The sequence below is a fragment of the Clostridium sp. AF20-7 genome (genome assembly GCF_003479275.1).
GTDB lineage: Bacteria > Bacillota > Clostridia > Lachnospirales > Lachnospiraceae > Otoolea > Otoolea fessa.
This window is the reverse complement of the sequence record NZ_QUGF01000015.1, coordinates 40,793-64,538: the sequence shown is the minus strand read 5'-3', so window position 1 is coordinate 64,538 and position 23,746 is coordinate 40,793. Positions and strand designations below refer to the sequence as shown.

Annotated in this window: 17 protein-coding genes and 2 pseudogenes; 8 read left to right on the top strand and 11 right to left on the bottom strand. The window is 43.5% G+C overall.

The annotated features are described in order from the left end of the window. A partial coding sequence (locus tag DWX68_RS14780) for a hypothetical protein (protein WP_207663964.1) occupies positions 1–242 on the top strand: 242 nt, incomplete at its 5' end. Positions 243–441: 199 nt separating this feature from the next. Here the strand turns inward: DWX68_RS14780 and DWX68_RS14775 are convergent. Genes DWX68_RS14775 through DWX68_RS14000 form a run of 3 tightly spaced genes read right to left on the bottom strand, consistent with a single transcriptional unit; the run spans position 442 to position 2,867 of the window. Continuing rightward, complete coding sequence (locus tag DWX68_RS14775) at positions 442–849, bottom strand: primase-like DNA-binding domain-containing protein (RefSeq protein ID WP_207663963.1); 408 nt, start codon at positions 847–849, stop codon at positions 442–444. 54 nt (positions 850–903) lie between these two features. Next, positions 904–2,649, bottom strand: a complete 1,746-nt coding sequence (locus tag DWX68_RS14005; RefSeq protein ID WP_207663962.1) for a DUF5906 domain-containing protein — start codon at positions 2,647–2,649, stop codon at positions 904–906. Positions 2,650–2,690: 41 nt separating this feature from the next. Further along, positions 2,691–2,867 carry an excisionase family DNA-binding protein gene (locus DWX68_RS14000; protein WP_072523206.1) on the bottom strand — a complete coding sequence of 59 codons (177 nt, stop codon included), beginning with the start codon at positions 2,865–2,867 and terminating at the stop codon, positions 2,691–2,693. A 262-nt stretch (positions 2,868–3,129) separates the two neighbouring features. Between DWX68_RS14000 and DWX68_RS13995 the strand changes: the two genes are divergently transcribed. The 3 genes from DWX68_RS13995 to DWX68_RS13985 all read left to right on the top strand — a co-directional run bounded on the left by DWX68_RS13995 (position 3,130) and on the right by DWX68_RS13985 (position 9,483). Beyond that, positions 3,130–4,233 carry a hypothetical protein gene (locus DWX68_RS13995; protein ID WP_118629957.1) on the top strand — a complete coding sequence of 368 codons (1,104 nt, stop codon included), beginning with the start codon at positions 3,130–3,132 and terminating at the stop codon, positions 4,231–4,233. A 215-nt stretch (positions 4,234–4,448) separates the two neighbouring features. Then, positions 4,449–5,402 carry a restriction endonuclease subunit M gene (locus DWX68_RS13990; protein ID WP_199612643.1) on the top strand — a complete coding sequence of 318 codons (954 nt, stop codon included), beginning with the start codon at positions 4,449–4,451 and terminating at the stop codon, positions 5,400–5,402. Position 5,403: 1 nt separating this feature from the next. Continuing rightward, positions 5,404–9,483, top strand: coding sequence for an Eco57I restriction-modification methylase domain-containing protein (locus DWX68_RS13985; RefSeq protein ID WP_118629955.1), 4,080 nt, complete (start codon positions 5,404–5,406; stop codon positions 9,481–9,483). A gap of 416 nt (positions 9,484–9,899) precedes the next feature. On the opposite strand, the gene DWX68_RS14755 is transcribed toward DWX68_RS13985, so the two are convergent. The 3 genes and pseudogenes from DWX68_RS14755 to DWX68_RS14970 form a co-directional block, all read right to left on the bottom strand. Further along, positions 9,900–10,073 (bottom strand): hypothetical protein, encoded by a 174-nt coding sequence (locus DWX68_RS14755; RefSeq protein ID WP_182432201.1) that lies wholly within the window; start codon positions 10,071–10,073, stop codon positions 9,900–9,902. Between the two features lie 41 nt (positions 10,074–10,114). Continuing rightward, a pseudogene (locus tag DWX68_RS13980) lies at positions 10,115–10,951 on the bottom strand (PDDEXK nuclease domain-containing protein); the annotation flags it as partial. 604 nt (positions 10,952–11,555) lie between these two features. Next, positions 11,556–11,717, bottom strand: a pseudogene (locus tag DWX68_RS14970) (RNA-guided endonuclease TnpB family protein); the annotation flags it as partial. 98 nt (positions 11,718–11,815) lie between these two features. Between DWX68_RS14970 and DWX68_RS14560 the strand changes: the two are divergent. Further along, on the top strand, positions 11,816–11,998 hold the full coding sequence (locus DWX68_RS14560; RefSeq protein WP_147354958.1) for a hypothetical protein: 183 nt from the start codon (positions 11,816–11,818) through the stop codon (positions 11,996–11,998). 102 nt (positions 11,999–12,100) lie between these two features. Here the strand turns inward: DWX68_RS14560 and DWX68_RS13960 are convergent, their stop codons facing one another. Further along, complete coding sequence (locus DWX68_RS13960; RefSeq protein ID WP_182432200.1) at positions 12,101–13,000, bottom strand: DMT family transporter; 900 nt, start codon at positions 12,998–13,000, stop codon at positions 12,101–12,103. A gap of 345 nt (positions 13,001–13,345) precedes the next feature. Between DWX68_RS13960 and DWX68_RS13955 the strand changes: the two genes are divergently transcribed. Continuing rightward, positions 13,346–14,221: a LysR family transcriptional regulator gene (locus DWX68_RS13955; protein ID WP_118629947.1), complete on the top strand. Its 876-nt coding sequence runs from the start codon at positions 13,346–13,348 to the stop codon at positions 14,219–14,221. A gap of 27 nt (positions 14,222–14,248) precedes the next feature. On the opposite strand, the gene DWX68_RS13950 is transcribed toward DWX68_RS13955, so the two are convergent. Further along, positions 14,249–17,095: a TetM/TetW/TetO/TetS family tetracycline resistance ribosomal protection protein gene (locus DWX68_RS13950; protein WP_118629945.1), complete on the bottom strand. Its 2,847-nt coding sequence runs from the start codon at positions 17,093–17,095 to the stop codon at positions 14,249–14,251. Between the two features lie 391 nt (positions 17,096–17,486). Between DWX68_RS13950 and DWX68_RS13945 the strand changes: the two genes are divergently transcribed. Beyond that, on the top strand, positions 17,487–18,821 hold the full coding sequence (locus tag DWX68_RS13945) for an MATE family efflux transporter (protein ID WP_243027881.1): 1,335 nt from the start codon (positions 17,487–17,489) through the stop codon (positions 18,819–18,821). A 193-nt stretch (positions 18,822–19,014) separates the two neighbouring features. On the opposite strand, the gene DWX68_RS13940 is transcribed toward DWX68_RS13945, so the two are convergent. The 3 genes from DWX68_RS13940 to DWX68_RS13930 form a co-directional block, all read right to left on the bottom strand. Beyond that, positions 19,015–19,872 (bottom strand): DUF975 family protein, encoded by an 858-nt coding sequence (locus DWX68_RS13940; protein WP_117796885.1) that lies wholly within the window; start codon positions 19,870–19,872, stop codon positions 19,015–19,017. A 276-nt stretch (positions 19,873–20,148) separates the two neighbouring features. Further along, positions 20,149–20,793 carry a cytidylate kinase-like family protein gene (locus tag DWX68_RS13935; protein ID WP_107001503.1) on the bottom strand — a complete coding sequence of 215 codons (645 nt, stop codon included), beginning with the start codon at positions 20,791–20,793 and terminating at the stop codon, positions 20,149–20,151. 145 nt (positions 20,794–20,938) lie between these two features. Then, positions 20,939–22,228, bottom strand: coding sequence for a galactokinase family protein (locus DWX68_RS13930; protein ID WP_118629941.1), 1,290 nt, complete (start codon positions 22,226–22,228; stop codon positions 20,939–20,941). 492 nt (positions 22,229–22,720) lie between these two features. Between DWX68_RS13930 and DWX68_RS13925 the strand changes: the two genes are divergently transcribed. Further along, on the top strand, positions 22,721–23,746 hold the full coding sequence (locus DWX68_RS13925) for a TIGR01212 family radical SAM protein (RefSeq protein WP_118629939.1): 1,026 nt from the start codon (positions 22,721–22,723) through the stop codon (positions 23,744–23,746).

Here is a 23,746-nt window from a genome sequence, read left to right as displayed (position 1 = left end):
TATTATGGCAGAAAAAGGAGTGGAGGAACAGGTACTTGCTATGGAGCGTTTACGTTCTATCTTCCGAGGTAGCAGTACAGGTAGCAGCAATTCTTGTAACTGCTACCCGGCTTATCCCTTGTTTACCAAGGGTTTCCGGCTATTCGGTAGCAGAAGGTAGCAGTTCTCACAGTTTTATAATCACAATTACTCTTTTTATATGCCGTTTTATTTCTGCATTAAACTTTTTATTTTTCAGCTAAGAAGTTAAAAACTCTGCTACCCATTGCTACCAATATACTCAAAGCCTTGTGTTTACTGACTTTTCATAGGTAGCAGTCTTTAAAATCACTGCTACCCGTACTGCTACCTCTGCTACCCGGCAAGGAACTCTGTTTCCTCATATCCGTATTCCTTGGCATAAAGTTCCTTAGTTTCCTCTGTTATCGTGAAATCTTTATACTAGGTATTACCCTTCTGTCTTGTTGTCACATCTGCAAATGTGCCACCAAGATATCCTGCAAGCTGTTCTCTGAACTCTTTTGCAGTTCTGGCATAACCATGATTGTTCTCCCTGCACCATGCCTGATATACCTTGTATATTCTCCCTGTGGTACAATGTCTGACAATCTTGCCATTCTCCCAAGGGCACATACATTCTTCATAAAAAGAAATCACTGTACTGTTTGCGCTCTGGTAATCTCTTCTTGCCTCTGCAATGCTGTCCGGCTCTGTAAATCGATATCCATTTGCTATAACAGTCTGCAACGCTTTCACAGCTTTTTTCACAATGCCTCTGCGCTCTGCATACATTTTTTCTAAAAGCTGCTTGTCCTGCTGTTCTTTCGGTATCACATTCGGGCAATCCACCACCATAATGCGGTCATATACCCATTTGCCGTCATCTCCTCCGAACTTCGGCAGTCAGTTCATACAGAACCACAGCAATCCATTAAATGTAAATTCAAATGCCTGCTGTCCTTTAAATTCAGCCAAAAGGCTGTCCCCGCCTGTCATTTTCTTGAATGTTTTCAGTTCATCCACAGACAAAAAACTCATATCCGAACTTCCTGCAAGCCTTGTTCCATACACTGCCCCTGTTCCAAACCGGGATTCAATTTCTTTCAGATCAATGCCTATAAAGTTGCCCCTGCCAAGCAGACGCTCCACAAGACTTTTAAGCTGTGACTTTCCTGTATCTCCCTGCCCTACAAGAAATAATGCTTTTTTCATTCGCCAGCCTTTCACATTGGAAATACAGACACCAATAAATTCCATCAACAGCTGCTTTACCATCTCATCTCCGTTAGTAAGCGTGTCCATATAAGAATCAAATACAGGTGTATCAATATACTCATCCGACCATTCACAAGGAAGTTGTATGGTGGAAAGTATATCTGCTGAATGTGGTATCAGTTCTGTATCAGTTGCAGTAATCTTCAAAATTCCATTCTGGAAATTGATGATATCCTCATCTACATTCAATGCATCCTGACTTACATATGTAAGGTCTGTGGTAATATGCAAAAGCACCTCATTGACCTTACTCATCTTCACAAGTTCCTCATCATAATCAGCAATATACTTTTTTATGATTCCAAGCAGCATATTATCTGCACAAAGCCTGTAACATCCACCTTCATATACATATTTCAAAAGTCCCTGTTTACCATTGTCCCGGACTAAAATATATTGCAGATGTTCTCTTACATATTTTGCAAGAAGCGGTACACTCACATATGGTTCTCCTGTCTGTTCATTAAACTTTATGAAATCAGGATGTTGCATTTTTGACCTGTGAAACACACCATTACAGGCTGAAATTCCTGCATTGATTGTGTTTTCCCTGTAATCGTCCCTTTCCCATTTGCTTCGATATAAAGCAGAACTGCGAAACACTTCATCAATCGCATCCGGGTCTGCTCCTGTTCTAAATGCTATCAAAGCACAAAGGGCAGCATCCGCCTCAGACTGGGAACCATATTCACTGAAATCACCTTTATCATAAAGCCGGATGAACTTGTCTCCGTTCTTCTGCTTACGAAGATCACAGACAATATCAAATACTGCCCTATCTCCATCACGCTTTGCACTATACTTCGCTTTCGGCTTTTTCCTCATTTCCTTATCCAATGTGGTAAGAACCGCCTGTGTACAGTCAGCTATCGGCAGACTGTTAATTGTGTTTCCTGTAAAAGTGCCATATCGGTTTGTAATATCACCGATATAAAGTTCCAATCCAATATCAGAGCATTTCTGATAATATTCACTGTCCAGCACAAGTCTCTTCCTTCTGTCATCAAAATGTACCGGAAGTTTTGTAATATCACACTGACCAATAATATGAATCCCTTTGCCACTTGGAGATACTTCTGCATAGGAAGAAAACCGAGATAACATAAGCTGTGCAAATGGATCTGAAATATCCTTATGGTCTATATCTAATAAGAAGAAGCTTTTCGGAATCTTCAAGCCAAGCCCCGATGCCTGAAACTGATTTTTGGCTGATTCTGCATCATCAAAAGATACCCATGTACCCTTATGTGCATCATCTGTTCCTGTAGCTCCTCCGTTTGCTGCGAATGGAACTTTGGTAACTTTCCCATTCCTGCCGGGTTTTGCTGACCATAAAAACCACAGATTTTTATCCTTTAATTCATCCACTGTCATATCTCCCATCCTGTTCACCTCCTCCTTTTCTGCAATCCTGTTTAATGATTAATAGATGTTCTTACAAGCCATTCTTTATAGGCTTCAATCGGAATCAGAATTCTTGCTCCGATTCGTATTGTCGGAAATCCCGGTGTCTTTACCAGTTCATATGCCTTTGGCAGGCTGATTCCCATCTGTGCAGATAATTCCTGCACACTCATAGTTGTTTTCTCCATATGATGTTGCTCCTTCCGTATAGTTTGTTATGTCCGTCTCTTCAACGATTGTTTCTCTGCTACCGCTCTTGGCGACTACCAGGCCCTGCAGTAACAAAGGCTTGTTCATTGAGAACGGTATGAAATTGTCAAGGTACCCGTTACATCATTTTGTGTAACTTTTTATTGTTTTCATGAATATTTTAAGCTATAATGTAACCGAAGTCCAAAAACTGACGGTAACGCTAACGGTTACGAATTAACGATTGGGATGAGGTATGATATGCCATTAAACTGGAATGATGAGGTGATCCCATCAGAAGCAGATAAAACAACAGATATATTAGGTTTTAAAGAAATCGGTGGTATCGGGCAACTGATTTACCACCCTTTCCGATTCAAGAAATATGAACTTGATATTGATAAAAGCGATGATTATTGTGCAACACCATTTTGCCGCCCCGGATATGAACCCATCTTTCCTAAAGAAGATTTTCTTTCCGGACAGGGACTGCTTACCAGCCTTTGCAATCTGGCAATGCAGATAAACAGCTTTGATAATAAAATTCCATATACACAGCTCATCATGGAATGGTGTACAAATAATATGCATCCATATAATATTGATTTCATTTATTCTGAATTGAATGAATCGTTTGATATAAATAGCTTCGATGAAGAAATTGTAGAAAAAGACGGAACATTCGAAATTAACAACTTCTTAGATGACCTCGGGAAATTATATAATGCAGTCATGTTTTATGTTGCTCTCGAAGGTGTCTGTATTGCCGATGACGAAGCTGCATATGATTTATCCAAAGAAGGAAAATACTTTGAGGGCTACTCTTTCTTTGATAAATATAAGCATCCTATCGTTGCAATACCGGATGACTTAGATTATGGGGATGCAAAAGGAAACCTCATAGAAGAAATGCGAATTGATAATGAGTACATAAAAAATCATCCGGCAGAAAAACCTCCAATTGGAGAATTCGCCACCACACCATATGACGATTACGATGAATTAAGGAATGCACTTATTGACATCATTCCGGAATTTACCATGAAATTAAAGGTAGATCCCCGCACTAACCGATTGGAATTTTCTACCGATATTAATTCCGTGTTTGATATTGCGTGGCTAACACTTGCAAGAATGCTTTCCGAAGACCCTGCACCAGAAGATAAAGGGAAATCAGATAATCGACCAGAAGGCATTATGATTCGTTGCCGGAACTGTGGTAAATTCATAATTCGAAAAAGTAACCGACAGGAATTTTGTGATGCCGAAGAATGCCAAAAAGTTCGAAATGCCCGAAAGCAAAAGGCCTACCGCGAACGAAAAGCCATTGAAAAGGCTCAAAAAAGTAAGAAAAAAGCACATTAATTTATATAATTTGGCGGAAAAGCAAATAGATTATTGTATCTAATGTCAGCCAGATACATGCAATTATGTGCTATGATATTATATAAAATATGTTTAAAAGACACCGGAATCCCCCCCTATGCAATTTCGCGAAAAAACGAGTGTGAGGGGGCATCTGTCTTTAGGACAAAAAGGCACAGGGATAATACTCCCCCATGGGGGCTAAAGGAGGACATATGGCAAAAGCAAATATCGAATTACCTATGTTTTCAACAGATATAGATGAAATAAAGATTTATGAGCTTAATCACGTGATTTTAGATTTATTATTAGCAGACAAAAGTTCCAAAAGAAACATTCTGTGGGCCACAAAAGACTATCTCTCGTATGGTAACTTATACGATGAACATTGTCAAATAATGCCGGAGCAAATCACTTATGATAATCTAAATGTTATTCAACCACGTGTTTTGAAAGAGAAAGACAAACAAACATCACGTACAAAAGGAAAAGCAGAAGTTTTTACACCAGCTTATGTTTGCAATAAGCAATTAAATCTTGTTGATGATGCATGGTTTGGTCATAACAACATTTTTAATAAAACAACACGTTTTGGTTGGAAAACAATAAAAAGAAAAATCGTATTTTCAGATAAAAAGCCTTACAGATGGCAAGATTATATTGACCTAAAACGTCTTGAAATCACTTGCGGAGAAGCTCCATATATAACAAGTAGATATGATATGCAGACAGGTGCTTTTATTCCTGTGCAAGACAGAATAGGCATACTTGACCGAAAACTACGCATTGTATCCGAAAATACTTCTTGTTTAGAGGATTGGATAAAATGGGCAACACGTAGTATCGAAAGCGTTTATGGATTTGAATTTCAAGGAGATAGTTTAATTATTGCTAGAGAAAATGTACTATTTACATTTATTGAAAATATGTACATGAAATTTGAATGTGTTCCAGATGTTAAATTGCTCAAGAAAATAGCCAATATTATTGCATGGAATATATGGCAAATGGATGCATTTACATATTCTATTCCCTACAAAAAAAAATTACCTCAATATCAACAAACCAGTCTATTTGCTGATGAAGTGAAAAATAATCTTTGTAAGATAAAAGATTGGCGTTCAAAGGAAACCCTCACATACTCAGAATTATTTAAGGAAGGTGATTGATTTGGAAAATATAGAACTTATTTCAGAACTAATAACAGGCCGAGTTAAACCTCATATTTATGCATTTACAACTAATACAATCCCAAACTATTTAAAAGTTGGTGATACTTATAGAGCTCTCACTGTAAGACTGAACGAATGGAGAAAACACTTTCCAAATTTACAACAAGTGTACAGTAATCCTGCATCTATTGATGACGAGATATTTTTTAGAGATTATGCTGTGCATGATTTTCTCATTCACGAAAAAGGGAAATATCGTTTATTGATTGAGGACATGGTTGATTTTCCTCCCGGCACTTATTATTCTAAAGAATTTTTTAAGGATACTACCAAAGCTGATGTTGAAGAAGCTATTATTGATATCCAAACAAGCTACAAGAATAATGACAATAAATATCAATTCTATAATGCCAATACTGCTCTACCGGAAACATATACATATGCTTCAACCGGATATTGGACTCCTAGACCCAATCAGCAGGAAGCAATTGATAATTTTATAAATGCTGTAGATAATGGCAGAACTAATTTACTGATGTATGCAGTAATGAGATTTGGAAAATCTTTTACTGCAATGTGCTGCGCTAAAGCCAAAAATTTCAAAAAAGTTTTAGTCGTATCTGCGAAAGCAGACGTTCGAGAAGAATGGAAAAAAACTGTGCAAAGCGCAGATAATTTTAATCAAGATTATGTTTTTCTATCATCAGAAGAGTTATTAAGAGATGAAAATATCGTATCAGATACATTAGCTTCAGAAAAAGGAATTGTACTTTTCTTGACTCTTCAAGATTTGCAAGGCACCGAAATTAAAACTAAACATAAAAGCGTGTTCAAAAATGAACTTGATTTACTAATAATCGACGAAACTCACTATGGAGCCAGAGCCGAGAGTTACGGGCGAATAATAAAAACAGCTAATACGGTCAAAGATATTTCCTTAAATCTATCTGATGATGGCGATGATTCTGTAGATGCAAACATTGTTGATAAGCAAATAAAAGAATTAAATGTACGAATAAAGCTTCATCTTTCAGGAACACCATATAGAATACTAATGGGAAGTGAATTTTCTCAAGAAGATATTATTTCATTTTGTCAGTTTTCAGATATCGTAGCAGAACAAGAATTATGGGATAAGCAGCATATCTCCTATGAAGATGATAAATATATTGAAGAAGACGAAGACAAATATCAAGAATGGGATAATCCTTATTTTGGATTTCCACAAATGATTCGATTTGCATTTACACCAAATGAGTCTGCACTAAGAATTTTGGATAGTTTAAAACAAAATGGTTCTACATATGCACTTTCTGAATTATTAAAACCTATGTCAATAAAAAAAACATCAGATGGAGAACATAAAAAATTTATACACGAAAAAGAAGTATTAGACTTGTTTGAAGCAATTGATGGTTCCAAAGACGATGAAAGTATTTTTGCTTTTTTAGACTACGATAAAATTTATGAAGGAAAAATGTGTCGACACATGGTTATAGTTTTGCCTTACTGTGCTTCATGCGATGCATTAGAAGAATTGATTATTACTAATAAGACTTCATTTAAAAATCTTTGTAATTATGAAATTATAAATATATCTGGTGTTGACGGTGCCCGAACATACAAAACTGTACAAGCTATAAAAGATAAAATCAGAAATTGTGAAAAGTCTGACCAAAAAACTATAACTCTTACAGTTAACAGAATGCTTACTGGAAGTACAGTTGAGCAATGGGATACAATGATTTTTCTCAAAGACACTTTCTCTCCTCAAGAATATGATCAAGCCGTATTTAGATTACAAAATCAATATGTTCAATCTTATGTAGATGAAGAAGGAAAAGTCATTAAGTTTAATATGAAGCCACAAACATTATTAGTAGACTTCGATCCTCATAGAATGTTCATAATGCAAGAACAAAAATCTTTAATTTACAATGTGAATACTGATAGTTCAGGAAATCATCATCTTAGAGACAGAATGGCATCTGAACTTAAAATATCACCTATCATTACTATCAATAAGGGAAAAATCCAGCAAGTATCAGCAACGGATATTATGGCTGTTGTTAGCGAATATTCAAGCAGTCGTGGAGTAAAAGATGAAGCAAACGACATTCCTGTAGATGATAATCTATTTGATATTGATGAGATAAAATCAGAGATAGAACGTCAAGCTGAGCTTGGTTCAAAAGGTGGATTAAAGACTGAAGCACACGAAGGTAATGGTACAGGATTTGACAATACTGATGAAAACGATGGCAATCGTAATGCAAATACTACAGGAACAAATTCAAATGGTGGAAATGATGATACTGCTGCTTCATCTACAACAGATATTGAAAACCAGATTCAGATTTTAAGAAACAAATTTAAAACATACTATTCCAGAATACTCTTTTTTGCATATTTGACAGAAAAAAAAGTCACTTCATTATCCGACATTATAGACATTTCTACAGAATCGGATAGCAAAAGAATTATGAAAAATCTGGATATAGATATAAATATCTTAAAGATAATGGTTTCTCATATGTATCCATTTATACTGACCGCTTTAGATTATAAAATACAAAACATAAATGCTCTTTCCCATGACGAAAGCATTCCTGCTATGGAAAGAGCAATTACTGCTATGGGTAAATTCGGTAAATTGTCTGAATCTGAGATAACTACTCCTATTTCTGTAGCAACTAAAATGATTGAACTAATTCCAGATGAAGCATTTTCATCATTAGCAAGAGACAATCATCACATATTGGATATCGCAAGCAAGATGGGTGAATTTGCAATTGTAATATTTAACAAATGCACTTCTCTTGGAATAGACATAAATCTCTACAAAGATAAGATTTTGTCCGTTCCAACTTCGTCCGTAGCATATGAATTTACACGAAAGATTTATTCAATTCTAGGAATGGATATTTCATGTATTGCAGAACAGTTTACATCATACGATTTATTAAGTATTGTTGATGATACCCAAAATGTAGATTATGCTCATATACAAAAAATATTGTCACAAAATAAATGTTTTGCAGATATTTCATTAGAATGCGATGCAGAGGAGGTTGAAACATTGAAATTTAACGCAATTGTTGGTAATCCACCATATCAAGAAGATGACGGCGGCGCCGGTGCAAGCGCAAGACCATTATATCCATATTTCGTTAATATGGCGAAAAACTTTTCATCAGAATATTCAACCCTAATAATTCCAAGCAAATGGTATGCAGGTGGAAAAAATCTTGATAATTTCCGTGAAATGATGCTGTCAGATAAAACAATTAAAGAATTACACGACTGTTTACATCCAGAAGAATACTTCCCAGATACCAATAACCGAGGCGGTATATGCTATTTGTTATGGGATACTCAATACGATAATTCACATTCAAAAATGAAAGTAGTAACCCATGAGGGATCAGGAATTGAAACATCTTACATAAGAGATTTGAAAATACGTGATTTGGATATTTTCTTCCGAAACAATAAGGCTCTTAGTATTCTTGATAAAGTAATACCCGATAATACTACACCTGTTTTGCGAGATTATGTATCAGCTGCAAAGGCTTTTGGTTTCCGTACTTTTTTCATTTCTGATGCTCGATTTAGATCAACTCCGAACGGACTTACCGAACCAATCAAGTGTTACGGACGTGCAAACAATATTGGATTTGTTGAGAAAACGGAAGTATCTTCACACATTGAATGGGTTGATAAATGGAAAGTATTTATTCCAGAATCAAACAACATAGGTACGGAATTAAACGATGATAATCAGAATTCATTTGTTGGTGCACCGCAAGAAATCTGCACAGAAACATTTTTATGCGTAGGAGCTGAATTAAATCTAACTCAACAATCAGCAAGAAATCTATCAAATTATCTTAGAACTAAATTTGCACGTTTTCTTCTAAGTCTTGCAAAAATCAGTCAACACGGAACAAGTAAAACATACCGATTTGTTCCTCTTCAAAATTTCAACGAGGAATGGACTGATGAAAAGCTTTACAAGAAATATTCACTAACACAACAAGAAAGAAATTACATAGAATCAAGCATCAAATCGATGTAGAAAAAAGCCACAATCCCGGTAGTCCTACTATCAACGATTGTGGCTTTTACCGTAATCGCAAAATGGTGTTTACCTTTTACCCTCTCTATTCACTTAAGCATTCATCCTTGCTCCGTCAGTAGTAAGGTCGGTAGTATCGCCCTTTCCCTCTGCCTTATTCTGCTCTGTATTGCCCCAGTCTGCGAAGGTATGCATTATCATAAAACTGGAGTGCCGTGGCAGATGAAAAGTACTCGTATACTCATATAAACTCCTTTCAAAAGACGCTTTTCTGCTGCCATTTGCAGCATTTTGCGCGGTGTTAATTTTTCTTTATGTATTGGTCATTTCTGTACATAAAATACAAATCTTAGCAAAATTTTGCAAGATGTGTACAGCAATCGTAGTAGAAACGGAGTAAAAAGCGGGTGGGGTTACTACTCAATTTTGACAAAAATCTCATATCCTTTTTCCAGTTCAATATCGGTCACTATTCCAACCTCACCATTGTCTACTTGATCTACATCCTTATCATTAAGCTGTATACTTACAATAGAAGTACAAATCCATTTTCCATCTTTTTTTGCATATATCATTTTTCCAACTTCCAATTTAACATTGTTAAGTGTCAATATACCTGCTTTTCTTATGTTTATTTAATCCGTTTCTGAATATCTTCAACAGATGGCAGTTGCTTTTCCAGAGCATCCGGCAAACTACTAGTTATTTTGTATTCGCTTACACCAATCGGCTTTGAAATATCCTTGAGTGAATATTCTGCGACCACATTATTTTTGCTTTTACACAGAAGCAAACCAATGGACGGATTATCCTGCTCTTTTTTCAAAATGCCGTCCACGGCTGACAGATAAAAGTTTAGCTGACCAGCATATTCCGGCTTGAAATCACCGGTTTTCAATTCGATAACTACATAACAGCGAAGATTCAGGTTATAGAACAACAAATCAATGTAAAAATCATCGCCGCCTACATTCAGGTGATACTGGTTTCCCAGAAATGCAAACCCTGTTCCAAGCTCCAGAAGGAGCTTGGTGACATCCCTAACAAGTGCCTGCTCAATATCCCGTTCGAGCATATCTTCCCGGAAAGGAATAAAATCAAATACATATGGGTCTTTCATTGTCTGCACCGCAAGTTCACTTTGCGAAGACGGTAAGCGGTGATCAAAATTTGTAACTTTATCTGCCAGAACCTGTCTCTGATACAAGTTGCTTTCAATCTGATGGACAAGAACATTTCGAGACCAGCCGTTTTCCGCTGACTTTTTAATATACCATTTACGTTCATCCATATCAGCGACCTTATCCAGAAGAACTATATGGTGACCCCATGGAATTTGTGCAACAACCTGTTGCACAAATTCTCGGTCCAGATAAATCTCTGCGAATTTTGCCATATACTTCAAATTACGAACAGAATATCCTTTGCTTTCTGGAAAAGTTAAAACGAAATGTTTTGAGTTAAGATTGTTATAATTATTTTGGTGGAATTAATATGTGAATACACGCACAAATTCGGTCGTAAATTTTTACGATTGCTCGAATTTCATTCGTAAAAATGGGTGCACTTGTCTCTGTTGTATATTTTTTACTCGGATCATAAATCCTATCATACTCGTAGTAAACGTAACGAGCATTCCCTTTGCTTCGAAATGTGATTTTGTCTTTCACTTCGGGTATATCAACAAGATAATCAAGATACATACATATCGCCCCTCTTTATTAGTAGTTTTTACGAACGAACTACTCGATAACTAAGTTACCAGAGCATCTGAAATCTGGCGGGATACCGCCTTTTTTCAGGGTGCGTCCATGACACCACTACTGCTTACCTTTCGGCTATACAGCTACTTTTATTATTTCTGGATTCTTTAGTCCGGTTACGGACAGTTCTTTCTGTTTTCCGGATACGGAAAGATGTTTACGCAGGATATTAAATGCTCCTACTGCATCCGCATTATATCTTACTCCATCCGCTATATACATGCCCCGCTCTTTTCTGTTTGATGCTTCTGCATATCTTTTTGATATTTCTGGTGAAAACGAGCTGCACTGGCTAGTATAGCTTTCTTCCTACTGTTTTGTCAGTGATATTCCATACAGTTTTAGTTTATATTCCAACATGATATAAAGTTTATTATACGGCAGTCCGTGAAACTTCTGGTTTGACTTGTGCCCTATATCTTTTCCTTTACGGATATTTCGGATATCTGCTATGATTACACAGCTTATCCTTTGTTTTTTACAGTATTATGCAAGCCATCTGGTCACCTTATGAAGGTAATCCTTTACTGCGTTCCGTTTTTTCCGATAAAGCCTTTTGATGTGTTTCGATGATCGGGGATATTTTATGCCGTTTTCCACCTGCTGTGCATCAAAAAACCACATTAATCTATTACATAGAATATCATATTATCGGCAAAAATATCAGCGACATTCAAGGTGAAGGCGATGTGCTTTTTGCCGTCGCAGGAAATACTGCTTCTGGATATAGAAAGCTGGACTCCATCGAATAGGACATAGTTTCCTATGAAAAAAAGCGCCTCCAGACTCTCATCCAAAGGCACTTTTTCTTCCGATCTTCTCGATCGCCGCAGAATGAGGGGGCATTCTGCGGATTATTTAGTTGTATGTAAGTTGTATGATACAGGCTTGACTGTGGTTTTCTTTTTCCTGCGAGCAAAATGAACCAGCAGTCCGCCCATAATCAGCAAGCATCCGAGCAGTTTGGAACTTGTCATCTGCTCATGGAGAACCAATGCGCCCAGAATGGAGGCACTCATCGGGTTGATTGCACACATCATGCCTGCCACCTCTGCGGTTGTCCCGCGCTGGGCAACCGGCTGGAGTGTGAATCCAAAACAGCTTCCTACGACTGCCAGCGTTCCGATCATTGCCCATTCTGCGCCGGTCTGTGGAAGTCTCGTCTGCTCTGTGAGAAGCGACGCCAGAAGCGTCCACACTCCCATCGTCCCTACCTGGACGATTCCAAGTAAAAGCGGATCATATTTCTTTGAAAAATATCCTGTTGTGATAATTGCAGCCGCATAAAACAGCGCTGCCATCAGAAGATACAGGCTGCCTGGACGAAGCAGACCGCCGCTCTTTCCAAGTGTCAGGAAGCCGATTCCTGTCAATGCCAGTACTACGCTGATAATCGTCCGTTTCTCCGGGAATTTTCGGAGCAGGATGCCCTCTAAAATCGGTACAAACGCAACCGCCGAGTTTTCAATAAAAGAGGTCGTCGCCGTATCCGTTTTCCGAAGCCCGAACATCTCCATCGTTATAACCAGCGTAAAAATACTTCCCACGATCGCTCCTCCGACAAATGTATTCCGGTCGATAGTCCGCAGCTTCTTGTGGAACAAGATGACTAAAATACTGACCGCCAGCAGAAACCGGACTGCCAATAAATTAAATGGCTGCAATGAATTCATCGCCATTTTGGAAAATATATACGAAGTACTTCTGGCGATAATAACCGCCGCAAGCAGCTGTTCGCTCTGTTTCCGGGTCATGTATGTTCCTCCTCTTACGCTCATAGACCTGCATTTTCTGCAAATGCAGTACCTTTTCTTGATACATGCATTATAAAGCACATTTATATTTGTGTACAGCGCACATTTTTCATTCTATCTTTGCATTTTAGTCAAAGATATTTTATACTCTATTTATATGATGATACCAGGGTCAAAAGGTCAGAAGTTCGACGCAAGCTTGCTTGCAGGAGAATTTTTGACCTTGGGACCTGCCAAAAACATGAGTAAGTAGCCATTTTTCAAAGAAAAGCAACCAAAATCATTCCTATCATTTTCGCCAGGCGATCTTTCATAGAATCATCCCACTTAACAGGAGGTACCCACATGGACACTGACAAATATAAAGCCCTGCTTTCCGCCATCGAAACCGGCAGCCTGAGTGCAGCGGCTGCCGAACTGGATTACACGCCATCCGGCATCAGCCGGGCGGTTGCCTCGCTGGAAGAATCGCTTGGTTTTTCGCTTCTGGTGCGAAAAAAAAGCGGCGTCCTTCCTACGGAAGAATGCCAGCTTCTGCTGCCTTTATTCCGGAATCTGATTCACACCCAGGAACAGATTGACCAGACTGCAGCGCGTATCTGCGGTCTGGAAACAGGTTCTGTGACGATTGGAACCGCTTACAGCCCATATTATCCGGTTCTCTCCCGCCGCATCATGGAGTTCCAGGCGCTCCATCCCGACATTTCCGTCCGCCTGATCGAGGGAACCAGCTCCCATCTGTGCAGCCTGCTTCAGGAACAGGCGCTTGATTTCTGTATCATCAGCCGCCGCGATGGGATCGATACCTTCATTCCACTCTGTGAGGACACAATCTGCATCTGGGTTCCGCAGTCACACCCGGCGGTTGAGATGGGCATTTATCCGCTTCAGGATCTTGCCAATGAAAATTATATTTCCATTCACCCCAACATGGAAACAGATAATTCCCGGCTTCTGGCAAAGCACCACATCACGCCCCATATCTGCGCCTCGACTTCCGATGTCCCGGCTGCATGGACGATGGTCGCCGCAGGAATGGGCGTTACCCTGATCAACCGCATTTTATCCCGACAATGGGATGGACCGGTTGTGACACTGCCGCTCGACGCTTCCCCGTCCTTTGAGATCGGCATCGCCGCCCCCGTACGGGAAATGCAGTCGCCTGCGGCAGCAGAACTGATGAAATTTATGCAGAAGGATCTGATTCATGCCTTCGAGTAATCTATACGAACATCCGCTTTTTATACATTACTCGTCCTTCTTCACCTGCTGCAGCACCTCCTCCGGCACCGAATCCAGCAGATAATTTTTATGTCCGCTATGCGGTCGGTTGGTATGCTCACGTGTCTGATTCTTCACACGGTCTACCTCTTCCTCAAAATCCCGCGCCGAATACAGCCCGCAGCCCTGTCCACGGATGATGATCTGTTCCAGACGGTCGGAGGTCGCTACCATCACCGTATATTTCCGCCCATTTTCATGGGCAAATTTCTCGATGTACTGGTCAGCTGTCTCCGCCTCTTTCGTAAAGACTACATGAATGTTGTGGTAATCCGTCACCTCCGTCCGGTGTCCCTGCACCCGGTAGGCGTCGAACACCGCTATCACCTCGATACCGCGGCTTCCCTGATAATCGCAGAGAATATCCAGCAGCTTACCACGGGCGCTATCAATGTTGATCTTCGCCAGCTCATTTAACTCATCCCAGGAGAAAATAATGTTGTAGCCATCTACCAGCAAGTATTCCCGTACCGCCGATGCCATTTTCCCTTTGGAGCCGCCGGTTCTGCTGCCCGCTCCGCCACTTTCCGGCGCTTTGCCTGCATGTTCCAATTTTCCTGCATTTCCAGCCACAGAACTTCCCGATTTTCCTTCACTTCCAGATGCCAAAGTTTCAGCTGTCCCGACTTTCGAATCGCCCTTCTGTCTCACCGCTTCCTGCCTCCGCGCCGTCTCTCCGTACACTCCGGCACCATAGGTTTCCGCCGGGCGTTTGCTCTTTCCGCCCCACCGGCGTTTTCCGCCGTCTTCCTTTTTATTTGCATGGTAGGTGCGAGCGAGAATCGCATCGACCTCGTCCGTTCCGATCCACATTTCTTCCGAAGCGCCGCCGCCCTGTCCATCCGAGGAGCGCGCACCCAGCTCAGGGATCGCATCCATCCGCCGTTTTCCATTGGAATCGCCCAGGCAGCTTTCCAGATGCATATAGTCTTTGACCTCATCCCAGTTGACGACAAATCCCGCTCCGTGCGTACAGAAAACAGATCCGCTCGGGTTTGCCAGATCCGCATCCGGATCATACCCGGCTGCCGCAATGATTTCTTCTTCATTGTGGCACGGTCCGTAGCCATCGAGCGTGCAGATCATCTGTCCCAATCCGCCCGTGTACGCCGTCACCTCCGTCTGATATCCATCGAGTGCCGATACCGGGGCACGTCCGGTTAATATTGCCTGCCCGTCCTCCAGCGCCGGTCCCTCAAAAACGGCAAACCGCCGCTCCAGGTCGGTCATCGCACGTCCTACCATCTTGTCCGGTATCGTCAGGTGAAAGGCATAAAATGGTTCCAACAGCACCGAATGCGCCTGCATCAGTCCCTGACGGACCGCCCGGTACACGGACTGTCGGAAATCGCCGCCTTCTGTATGTTTCACATGGGCGCGTCCCGATTTCAGCGTAATTTTCATATCCGTGATCGGCGCCCCAATCAGAACACCCCGGTGTACCTTTTCTTCCAGATGCGTCAGCACCAGCCGCTGCCAGTTTTTACTTAAAATATCTTCACTGCAATCGGTATCAAATACCAGCCCGCTGCCCGGTTCTCCCGGCTCCAGAAGCAGATGTACCTCCGCATAATGGCGGAGCGGCTCAAAATGCCCGACACCCTCGACCGTATCGGTGATCGTTTCTTTATATACAATGCTGCGCCCGCCAAACCGGACATTTACCCCAAAACGCTCTGCAATCAGGCTTTTCAGAATCTCCATCTGGATCTCGCCCATGATCTGGGCGTGAATCTCTTTCTTTTCTTCCTCCCATACAATATGAAGCTCCGGCTCTTCTTCCTCTAATTGAAGCAGTTTCGGCAGCATCGCCGCCGCATCCACATCCTCCGGAAGCTCGACGCGATACGTCAAAACCGGCTCCAGCACCGGTTCCGCGCCCATTTCACAGACTCCAAGCCCCTCGCCCGGTTTCGTGTGCAAAAGTCCCGTTGCCGCACAAATCATACCCGCCGGTGCCTCGCTCACCGCCTCATACTTATCGCCTGAATACAGGCGGAGCTGATTTACCTTTTCCTCGCCGATCCGGTCTTTGACATGCAGCACGCCGCCCGTGATCTTCATATAAGTCAGGCGTTCGCCCTGGCTGTCGCGCACAATTTTAAATATTTTCGCCCCAAATTCGTCCGGATACACTGGTTCCAGCGTATATTCTTCCAAACCGCGCATAAATTCTTCCACGCCCGTATTTTTGAGCGCCGAACCAAAATAACACGGAAACAGATCCCGGCTGGCAATCCGGCTGCGGATCGCATCTTTAGACACCTGTCCCGTCTCCAGAAATTCCTCCAATTCCGCTTCGCCGCTGACTGCTGCCTCTTCATAGAAACTTTCCGTCCCGTCCGCACCAAAATCAACGAAGTTGCCGCCCAGCGACTCTTTTAGGTCGCGCAAGACCTCCTGTTCCCGTCCCGGCGCCAGATCCATTTTATTGATAAAAAGGAACGCCGGAATCTGGTAGCGCGCCAGCAGCCGCCACAGCGTCCTTGTATGTCCCTGCACGCCGTCTGAACCGCTGATAACCAGCACCGCATAGTCCAGCACCTGAAGCACCCGCTCCATTTCCGCTGAAAAATCCACATGTCCCGGCGTGTCCAAGAGCGTCACATCCATATCATCCCATGCAAGCCGCGCCTGCTTGGAAAAAATCGTGATTCCGCGCTTTTTCTCCAATTCATATGTGTCCAGGAACGCATCGCCCTTGTCCACCCGCCCCAGATGGCGGATCATGCCGCCCGCATAGAGCATCGCCTCTGATAATGTTGTCTTCCCCGCATCTACGTGCGCCAGGATTCCCACCGCCAGTCTCTTCATGTATGTTACCCTCATTTCCGTTCTATATGAAAAAGAATGTGCCTTGGCACATTCTCGCGCCGAGCGCGGTCGCTTGCGACATGTTTCTGCTTCGCGCGAGTGCGCATCCTCGCGAAGCGTTTTTTGTTTCATAGGACGTAATTTCCTATGAAATAAAAATCACTCTACCCGTTATGATACCATGTATGTCACTGATTGTAAAATACCGCGTGCTGACCAGCCCGCTTCTATATCACAAAAAAAGTGCCTCTATTTTTCTTTTTTTCGTGATTTTTCGGATTGCCAATTTTATGTATTTCTTATAAAATCTACTCTCAGAGTTTTATAATCGTTTTTTAGAAAGGATGGTTTTTCCATGAGCCGCTCTTCGCAACGCTCTACCATAAAAGATATGACAAACGGGAGCCCGGCAAAGCTGATTCTGGGCTTTGCGGTTCCGATGCTGATGGGACTTCTGTTCCAGCAGTTTTACAGCATGGTCGATACGATCATTGTTGGAAAATTTCTCGGTGTCGATGCACTGGCTTCGGTCGGTTCCACCTCCGCCATCAACTTTATGATTAACGGTTTCGTCATCGGCGTCTGCACCGGGTTTTCCATTCCGGTTGCACAGCGGTTCGGCGCACAGGATTACAAGGACATGCGCCGTTTCGTCGCTAATGCCGGATGGATCGCCTCCTGTTTTGCCGTGATCATGACCGTGATCGTCTGCCTGATGACACGCCAGATTCTCGTCTGGATGCAGACGCCGGACAATATCATTGACGGCGCGTACAGCTACATTTTCTTCGTATTCGCCGGTATTCCGGCAACCTACCTGTACAATACGCTGGCGGGCATCATCCGTGCGCTCGGCGACTCCAAAACGCCGGTCTATTTCCTGATTTTATCCAGCCTTTTAAACATTGCGCTGGATCTGCTTTTCATCGTACAGATCGGAACCGGCACCGCCGGAGCTGCCTATGCAACTGTTATCTCTCAGGCAGTATCCGGTATTCTCTGCCTGATCTATATGAAGAAAAAATTTGAAATCCTGCATATGCACCGTGAGGAAACGCGCATCAGCGGCAGACACATTTACATTCTCTGCAAAATGGGTGTGCCGATGGGACTCCAATACTCGATCACCGCGATCGGCTCGGTTGTCATCCAGACTGCCATCAACTCCTTAGGTTCCATCGCGGTTGCCTCCGTCACCGCAGGTCAGAAGATCGGCATGTTCTTCTGCTGCCCGTTTGACGCGCTGGGCGGCACGATGGCAACCTACGCTGGACAGAACGCCGGTGCCGGAAAAGTAGACCGCATCCGCCAGGGCGTCCGGTCCGCGACTCTCATCGGCGGCGTCTACTCCATTGCGGCGTGCATCGTGCTGACCGTGTTTGGCGGCGTGATTCCGCTTCTCTTCGTCGATGCCTCGGAAACAGTCGTGATCCATCAGGCGCACCAGTTTCTGACCTTCAACTCCCTGTTCTACATACCTCTGACAATCGTCAATGTATGGCGTTTCACGATTCAGGGAATGGGCTACAGCCTGCTCGCCATCCTGGCGGGTGTCTGCGAAATGATCGCCCGCGCCATGGTCGGCTTCCTGCTGGTGCCGATCTTTGGCTACATCATCATCTGTTTTGCCTCGCCGCTTGCATGGCTGCTCGCCGATGCATTTCTGATTCCGGCATTCTTCTATTGCCAGAAACATTTGCTGTCTGAGAAAGCACGGATGGACTAAAACAAAATAAATAATCCAACTCAAAAAAACTCCTCAGAAAGCTTTCATTTTGACCACTTTCTGAGGAAATTTTTGATTGCAGATTCTTATTTTGGGCTTTCGCCAATTTGATTTTCAAAGATTTTTATTGTTCCGTCTATCCTTACACAAGCACAGTTCTATGCAAATGATTTCATTTTTGTACAGACAGAGTTCACGCATTTTCACTTTTCTCCGGCTCATTCTCACTCCACTTATCCTGCATTTCTATCTCTTCTATTTGCCTCTTCTCATCCCGCACGTCCCTATAAAATGCCGCAAATGCCGCCTCCTCATATGGGCGCAGAAACAGATAGCCGATATTGAGCGGTCTCATCAGCACTGCCAGAAACAGCACTGCCAGAAACAGCACGGTCACACCACTGAGCCTTCCCTGTGTATACAAAAGAACCGCTGGTATTATATATTGAATGCTGCAGATCAGCCGCCAGCCGATAAAGCTAAAGGTCAGGCAGAATAAATTCCATTTTTTCCCATCCATCAGGCGGCGCGACTCGGTGATCGCCTCGTTAGCGGAATATTCTGGATGTTCCATCAGCACATATGGTGTCATCGCATAGCTGTACGTCTTTATGAAACCCGGAACGAAAAACAGGCAGGTCCAGCAATATATATAAAAGCCGCGCACAAATACCATCGCCACGCCATCTGTGATCCGCGAAAACTGGGAAAATAAATCAGAAAAGGACGCTTCTTTTTTCTCTGCCAGATTCAGATGGAAACGGGCGTATCCCATCTGCCCCGCACCTCCAATAATAACCACCATCAAGCCCCAGATAAGCAAAAGCACCCAGGGCAGAAGCATGCTGCGCATCGGAAATACCTGCGTCAGCACATTCTTCACTTCCGGTCGTGCCTGTATCACTTTTTGCAGCTCTGATATTCCATTTGGCGCCGTATCGGCAATCTCCGCACCGATCAGGGACGCTACTAATCCCGTTCCCATCGCAAGTTTCCAGTTTCCGCGCAGTGTCTCACGCGCCATTTGCCTAAATTCAGATGCACTTCTCATGCTTTCTCCTCCTTTCTTTCTGAAATCATTGTATCATTTTTCCATTTTGACCGTCAATATATCACTTCAAACCGTAAATAATTTGTAATAAGGTCGTAATGATTCTACTGTCGTCAAAGGAAAATTCAGAATGCCGGAATCACTCTCCCAGCATTCTGGGAGCTGATTGAGCTGGCGATCCGCTGGTACTTCTCATCTTCCAAATCTGCCCTGCTTCCTACAATCTTCAACTAAAATTTTTAGCCTGCATCACAGACAGGTTGTTTTCATTTTTCCCTACTTCATATACCCGCGCAGCTTCACATATTCCTTGATCAGCTCCGCCGTCTCGTCCAGTCCGAGGCGGGTCGTATTGATCGGAAGATCGTAGTTCTTCATGTTTTTCCAGTCATTTCCGGTAAAATATTTATAATAATTCTTCCGCTCATTCTCAATCTTCCGGATGCGCTTCTTCGCTCTTTCTTCACTGATGCAGTCTACTTCCATAACGCGCTGCACGCGGCGCACACGGTCGGCATAGACAAAGATGCGGATCAGATTTTCGATCTCCTCGTCCTGATCCAGCACATAGCCAGCCGCACGGCCTACAAATACGCACGGTTCCTGTTCTGCCAGCTCCCGCATCACCATCGCCTGGAATTTAAACAGGTTATCCGGCGATGTCACATCGCCTTTCAGGGACGGCTTTCCGAACACATCTGCCTTCTTCGCGCCAGTCAGACGGTGAAGCAGGTTGTTTCCCGCTTTCTCATCCGCTAAACGGAAAAATTCCTCTCCGACCGCACTCTTCTCCGACGCCATCTTTAAGATCTCATCGTCGTAGAAATGAAGCCCCAGTTCTTCCGCCAGCTTGCGTCCTACGATACGTCCGCCGCTTCCGTACTCTCTCTCGATTGTGATAATCAGATTTTTATTTCCCATAAAATCCACCGCCTTTCTATGTCCCAGTTTTATCTGCAAAACAGCCTGTCTTTTGTCTATGCAAATCTCCATGCCGTTTTCTTATTTGCATCTCTTTCTGCACATCACTTTTTGACACATCTTTCATTCCGTCCGGAATTTTTCTTTAGATGCGATCGCTCACACAGATCGCGCCGTGCGGACGGATACTCATGCGATATACATTTCCCTTACCGGTCGCATTTTCAATGTATTCTGTATACTCGTCCACCAGATCATTCGGAATCATCGCCATGATGACACCGGCAAATCCGCCGCCATGAACCCGGCACGCGCCGCGTCCTTTTTTCGCAATAAACAGCTCTGTCAGCGCCAGCGCAATGCTGATGCCCTGCTCCTGCACGTTGGCAGTCGTGTATACATTCTGAAGCCATTTCCAGGAAGAATTGCCCGAAGCAGTGATTCCCTCCAAAAAGGCTGCAAAATCATTTTCGAGGAGCGCCTTTACTTCCTGCTCTACTCTCTTATTTTCCTCAAAGAAATGGAATGCACGCATCACAGAGCGATCACCCGCAAATGCACGGACTTCCGACAGATTTTCGATCACCTCTTCCTCGGAAATCTCCGCGCATACCTCTTTGCCAAAATACTGCGCTACTTTCTTCATCTCGTTCGGAACAGAAGAATAATCCGCACTCAGATCCGCGTGACCTTTTCCCGTATTTACAATCATCAGGCTGTGATCCTGTGCACCAAAATCAAAATCAATCTTCTCCACAACCGGCGCTTCCGGGTTTTTGAAATCGATCGTAATCAGACCGCCGACCGCGCACGCCATCTGGTCGAGCAGTCCGGACGCCTTGTTCCAGAACTTGTTTTCTGCATATTTTCCGATGTGCGCGTAGGTGACAACGTCCATCTTGCCCTCATTGAACATCGTATTTAACATAGAGCAGATCAGCATCTCATAGGAAGCCGAAGAGCTGACGCCCGCCGCGCTGATAACATTGCTGGTAATGTATGCGTCAAATCCGCCGACCTTGTATCCTCTCTCCTCAAAACCCTTTAAAATGCCCTTTGTCAGGTCGATGGTGCCGCTCATACCCGTGCTCGGTTTCAGGTCACTTAAATGGATGCTGAAATTTTGATGAAATGTCTCACTTAAAATGCGGATCGTGTCGGTTCCGTTCGGTGCCGCCGCTCCGACGCAGTCCAGGTTGATGCTGCCCGCCAGCACCTTGCCATGATTGTGATCGGTGTGGTTGCCGCTGATCTCCGTCCGTCCCGGAGAAGTAAACAGCTTGATATCGCGTTCCCCATATGTTTTTTCAAAGTGCTCTGCCACATAGCGGTAACGCGCCCGGTTCTCCTCCGCTTTCTCCGCCCCGTATAATTCTGCCATCAGCACTTTCGTTTTCTCAGATTCCAGCTGTTTCAGTGTTTCTTTGACTGACATATTCCTTCTCCTTTTCCCCAAATTGTTTGTTACTGTTCACGCATACGTGCCCAGTAACGGAATTTGCCGTGGCTTCGCATTTTAATACGGCAAATTCCTGCTGCCACCACGTTTTCTTACAGCACTTTCGGTTCCAAAAGTGCCTACCCGTGAACAATTGTTTCCTTTATATATATGGTTATGATTTCAGACATTTTGATTCAATCTGACTTCTTGTATGTATTATATCATAACTCACGAACCCGCGCTATCGCGCTCTACCGCCCTGCTTCGCATGGCTGTTCGTTCGTTAATGGCGCAAGAAAAGAATATGTCTGCTTCGCAGCCGCATTCTTTTCTTCTGCGCTCATTATATCATTTTCCTCAAAATGCCTCAATACGATATTCTTTCGTGTGTTTACAAAATGCTGTGGTTCTGGTAAGCTTTCATTTATATGTAATATTTTTGGCAACTGTTCAGTTACTATTTTTGATTAAAACACAGGAGTTCCTATGAAATCAACGACTCAATCCCATATATCATTACCTGAAAATTTTCATCATACCCCCGCCGCCTCCAATGGTCGGTCATTTTCTGTTCCACCCCGCCGCTACTCCGACGGCCGCCCTTACTATTCGTTAAATGCATGGCTGAAAGACCAATTTGGGCAGAAAATCTACAAGCTGGCGCTCGACGGCGGCATGACCTGTCCCAACCGGGACGGTACGCTGGGAACGGGCGGCTGCATTTTCTGCAGCCACGGCGGTTCCGGCGATTTTGCAGAGCCGGCTCACACCTCCGTGACCGAACAGATCGAAGCGGCAAAGACGCGTGTCGCAAATAAAATAAAGGGTGGAAAATATGTCGCATATTTCCAGTCCTACACAAATACCTATGCGCCTGTCTCCTATCTGGAGCCGCTTTTTTCCGAAGCAATCGCCCACCCGGATGTGGCTGCTCTGTCCATCGGAACCCGCCCGGACTGCCTGCCGCCGGATGTCATGGAGCTTCTCGCCCGCTTAAACCGTCGAAAACCGGTCTGGGTGGAACTGGGACTTCAGACCATCCATGAGGAAAGTGCCGCGCGCATCCAGCGCGGTTATTCCCTCCCGGTCTTTGAAAATGCCGTCCGTGAACTGAAAGCCGCCGGTCTGACCGTCATCGTCCATGTCATTCTGGGGCTGCCTGATGAAACGAAAGCCCAGATGCTCGATACCGTCCGCTATCTGGCCGATTTCCAGCCCGCCATCGACGGCATCAAACTTCAGCTTCTCCACATTTTACGCGGCACGAAGCTGGCAGAGCTCTACGAACAAGCACCTTTTCCGATCTTTTCAATGGACGAATACATTGAGCTGCTGATCGAATGTATCCGCCTGCTGCCGCCCGATATGGTCATCCACCGGATCAGCGGCGATGGACCGAAAAAATTGCTGGTCGCACCGGAATGGAGTGGAAATAAGCGGGCGTTTTTGAATACGTTTTCCAAGGCACTGAGGGAAAGCGGGTGTTTTCAGGGGCAGGATTTCACGAATTGA

What these genes read in the sequence shown, in the direction of transcription:
- DWX68_RS13935 (WP_107001503.1), bottom strand. Translation starts at nt 20,793, where the DNA reads ATGGGAAATAAAAATCTGATTATCACAATCGAGAGAGAGTACGGAAGC.
- DWX68_RS14005 (WP_207663962.1), bottom strand. Translation starts at nt 2,649, where the DNA reads ATGACAGTGGATGAATTAAAGGATAAAAATCTGTGGTTTTTATGGTCA.
- DWX68_RS13950 (WP_118629945.1), bottom strand. Translation starts at nt 17,095, where the DNA reads ATGAAGAGACTGGCGGTGGGAATCCTGGCGCACGTAGATGCGGGGAAG.
- DWX68_RS14000 (WP_072523206.1), bottom strand. Translation starts at nt 2,867, where the DNA reads ATGGAGAAAACAACTATGAGTGTGCAGGAATTATCTGCACAGATGGGA.
- DWX68_RS14560 (WP_147354958.1), top strand. Translation starts at nt 11,816, where the DNA reads ATGATCGGGGATATTTTATGCCGTTTTCCACCTGCTGTGCATCAAAAA.
- DWX68_RS13995 (WP_118629957.1), top strand. Translation starts at nt 3,130, where the DNA reads ATGCCATTAAACTGGAATGATGAGGTGATCCCATCAGAAGCAGATAAA.
- DWX68_RS13930 (WP_118629941.1), bottom strand. Translation starts at nt 22,228, where the DNA reads ATGTCAGTCAAAGAAACACTGAAACAGCTGGAATCTGAGAAAACGAAA.
- DWX68_RS13960 (WP_182432200.1), bottom strand. Translation starts at nt 13,000, where the DNA reads ATGACCCGGAAACAGAGCGAACAGCTGCTTGCGGCGGTTATTATCGCC.
- DWX68_RS13925 (WP_118629939.1), top strand. Translation starts at nt 22,721, where the DNA reads ATGAAATCAACGACTCAATCCCATATATCATTACCTGAAAATTTTCAT.
- DWX68_RS13990 (WP_199612643.1), top strand. Translation starts at nt 4,449, where the DNA reads ATGGCAAAAGCAAATATCGAATTACCTATGTTTTCAACAGATATAGAT.
- DWX68_RS13955 (WP_118629947.1), top strand. Translation starts at nt 13,346, where the DNA reads ATGGACACTGACAAATATAAAGCCCTGCTTTCCGCCATCGAAACCGGC.
- DWX68_RS13940 (WP_117796885.1), bottom strand. Translation starts at nt 19,872, where the DNA reads ATGAGAAGTGCATCTGAATTTAGGCAAATGGCGCGTGAGACACTGCGC.
- DWX68_RS13945 (WP_243027881.1), top strand. Translation starts at nt 17,487, where the DNA reads ATGACAAACGGGAGCCCGGCAAAGCTGATTCTGGGCTTTGCGGTTCCG.